Below are 2,611 nucleotides of genomic sequence, written 5' to 3' on the forward strand. Positions count from 1 at the left end.
GTGGAGCTGTTGTAACGCCTTCAGCCCAGAGCGGCCGTTAGTTAATTTTGCGGCGAACATCAGGTTCGAGCCCAGAGCGCAGTTGCTGCGACACTCACAAACGTCTGCTCTAAGGAAGCCATAAGAATTGCTCCCCTAGTCTCTGCCAAATCAGTAACTTCGGTGCGATCACACGTCTTGAGGGAGCGAAGTTTTCGTTGCACCTACAAAACAAGCCTTAAGCGTGGTCGATCAAAACAACGGTATCCAGCCGCGACTGGATCCTATAGAATCTAGCTTAGCAATTTTGATTGTAACAGACGTGTTTGGAGAAGTTAGAAGTGCCAATGCCACTCAATGGGATCAGGGTTCTTGATCTGACTAATGTCCTTGCCGGTCCGTTTTGCTGCCACCAACTGGCGCATCTGGGAGCGGAGGTCATTAAGATCGAGGCCGTTGGTCGGGGTGATCTGGCACGTAAGCTAGGCGCCGATCCCGCGCTTAACAAAGCCGGAATGGGTATTTCGTTTCTGGCGCAGAACGCGGGTAAAAAATCGATCACGATCAATCTCAAAGATGCTAAAGGAAAAGCGCTTTTCCTCAGGTTGGTCGAGACAGCTGATGTAGTCGTCGAAAACTTCCGCCCTGGCGTAATGAATCGACTTGAGCTCGGCTTTGAAACACTTAAGCAAGTGAATCCAGAATTGATTTATTGTGCGATTTCGGGGTTTGGGCAGGATGGACCGTGGGTACATCGCCCGGCCTATGATCAGATCATTCAGGGGGCGTCTGGTGTCATGTCGATCACCGGTGACGCGGACAGCGCGCCTCTACGTGTCGGCTTTCCGGTCGCTGACACTGTTGGAGGTTTAACCGCGGCGTTTGCTATATCTTCGGCACTTAATGCTTCGCCGCGTGGTGGATTAATTGATGTCTCGATGCTTGAATCTACGCTTGTGACGATGGGCTGGGTAATATCAAACCATTTGATCGCTGGCGTGGAGCCCTCTGCGAATGGGAACGAGAATATCACTTCGGCCCCATCGGGCGCATTCATGGCGAAAGATGGTTTGATCAATATCGCGGCCAACAAGGATGAACAGTGGGCGCTTTTGGCCCAACACCTAGGGCTGGTCGACTTATGTGACGACCCCGACTATCGTAACCGAGAATTACGAAAGCAAAACCGAGCAGCCCTGAAGGCCGAGTTGGAAGCGGTTCTTAGCGCCCGTTCCGCCCGCGATTGGGCCAAAGAATTGAACCGAATTGGCGTGCCTGCAGGTGCTGTTCTGACGGTGCCAGAGGTTTTGGACACGCCGCAAATTGCGGATCGCGGGATGTTGCATCACTATGAAAACGTCTCGGGCGTTGGCCGTGATATCAAGGTCGCAACGACCGGTATTAAGCTGGATGGCGAGGCTCCGCATGTCACAAACCCGCCCCCCGTTCTGGGTCAAGATAATGAGGATGTTTTTGCTAGTCTCGGGTTAACCAAAGATGAGCTTTTATCTCTCAAAAAGGAGGGTGTGATATGACGGACCAAGGGCGTGAGGTTTCAAATTGGTGGTCGACTGAAATAATCGACATGGCACCGGGCCAAATCCGTATGCGGGGCCGCCCGATTGAGGATATGATTGGCGCTGTAACATTTCCACAAATGATCTGGTTGATGACACGTGGCGACATGCCAACAGACGAACAGGCAAAACTGTTTGAGGCCGCTCTTGTGGCCGCCGTTGACCATGGCCCCCAAGCGCCATCGATCGCGACAGCCCGCATGGCCGTGTCTTGTGGTTTGGGGTTGAATGGTGCATTGGCGTCAGCGGTAAATATGCTGGACGATGTGCATGGCGGTGCTGGCGAACAGGCGGTTGAACTGTATTGTTGGATTGATGATGCAGTCCAAATGGGGCAAGAATTGCCACAGGCCACTCAAGACATGATTGATAAGTGGCAATCAGAACGCGGCGTGTTTGTCCCTGGATTCGGTCATAGATTTCATAAGCCCGAAGACCCTCGTGCGCCGCGCTTATTGTCGCTTGTTGATGCCGCGTCTGAAACCGGTGCCGTTAGTGGCCGGTTTGCGACAATCGGCCGGTCTCTTCAAAGCACTTTGAACGCCAGCAAAGGCAAGCCTGTGCCAATGAATATCGACGGCGCGACGGCGGTGATCTACGCAGAGCTTGGGTTTGCCGGACCATTGGCGCGCGGGTTATTCTGCTTGTCACGATCGGTCGGCATCATCGCCCATGCTTGGGAACAGATGAATCAGGGAGAGCGCAACAAAGGTCCAACGCCACCCGGCTATCGTTGGACCTATCGAGGTGTAAACCCGATCCCTGACGGTAACTGAACCTGCCCAAGCTGCACTATTTTGCTAGGCGAGTCCGCAAGACTGGAACGATGATCAATCCAGCCGCGATGACTAACAGCCCCAGTGTCATAGGCCGTTCCAGAATAAACGAAACGCCGCCATATAGCTGCATTGAGCGAGAGAAATTATCTTCCATCATGCCGCCCAAGATGAAACCGATAAGCAGCGGCGGCAGCGGATAATTAGCGAATTTCAGCGCGATACCACACACACCAAACCCGACCAACATCAACAATTCTGTCGCGTTGTTCTGGCCAA

At 53.1% G+C, this 2,611-nt stretch carries 2 protein-coding genes and 1 pseudogene; 2 read left to right on the plus strand and 1 reads right to left on the minus strand.

Translation table 11 applies throughout. From position 1 onward, the window contains the following. Window positions 1-326: 326 nt before the first annotated feature. Both ABF287_RS11385 and ABF287_RS11390 read left to right on the plus strand, forming a co-directional pair. Window positions 327-1,514: a CoA transferase gene (locus ABF287_RS11385; RefSeq protein ID WP_347185128.1), complete on the plus strand. Its 1,188-nt coding sequence runs from the start codon at window positions 327-329 to the stop codon at window positions 1,512-1,514. Further along, the gene (locus ABF287_RS11390) at window positions 1,511-2,332 is read left to right on the plus strand and encodes a citryl-CoA lyase (RefSeq protein WP_347185129.1); all 822 of its coding nucleotides are present in this window, start codon (window positions 1,511-1,513) and stop codon (window positions 2,330-2,332) included. Before ABF287_RS11385 ends, ABF287_RS11390 begins: the two co-directional genes overlap by 4 nt. 16 nt (window positions 2,333-2,348) lie before the next feature. Here the strand turns inward: ABF287_RS11390 and ABF287_RS11395 are convergent. Then, a pseudogene (locus ABF287_RS11395) lies at window positions 2,349-2,611 on the minus strand (tripartite tricarboxylate transporter permease); the annotation flags it as partial.

Origin of the sequence: Pacificibacter sp., from assembly GCF_039769035.1 — a bacterium.
In the GTDB taxonomy this organism is placed as follows: Bacteria; Pseudomonadota; Alphaproteobacteria; order Rhodobacterales; family Rhodobacteraceae; genus Celeribacter.

Bases quoted from the DNA above. Each gene is read 5' to 3' on its own strand.
- ABF287_RS11385 (WP_347185128.1), top strand. From the start codon at position 327: ATGCCACTCAATGGGATCAGGGTTCTTGATCTGACTAATGTCCTTGCC.
- ABF287_RS11390 (WP_347185129.1), top strand. From the start codon at position 1,511: ATGACGGACCAAGGGCGTGAGGTTTCAAATTGGTGGTCGACTGAAATA.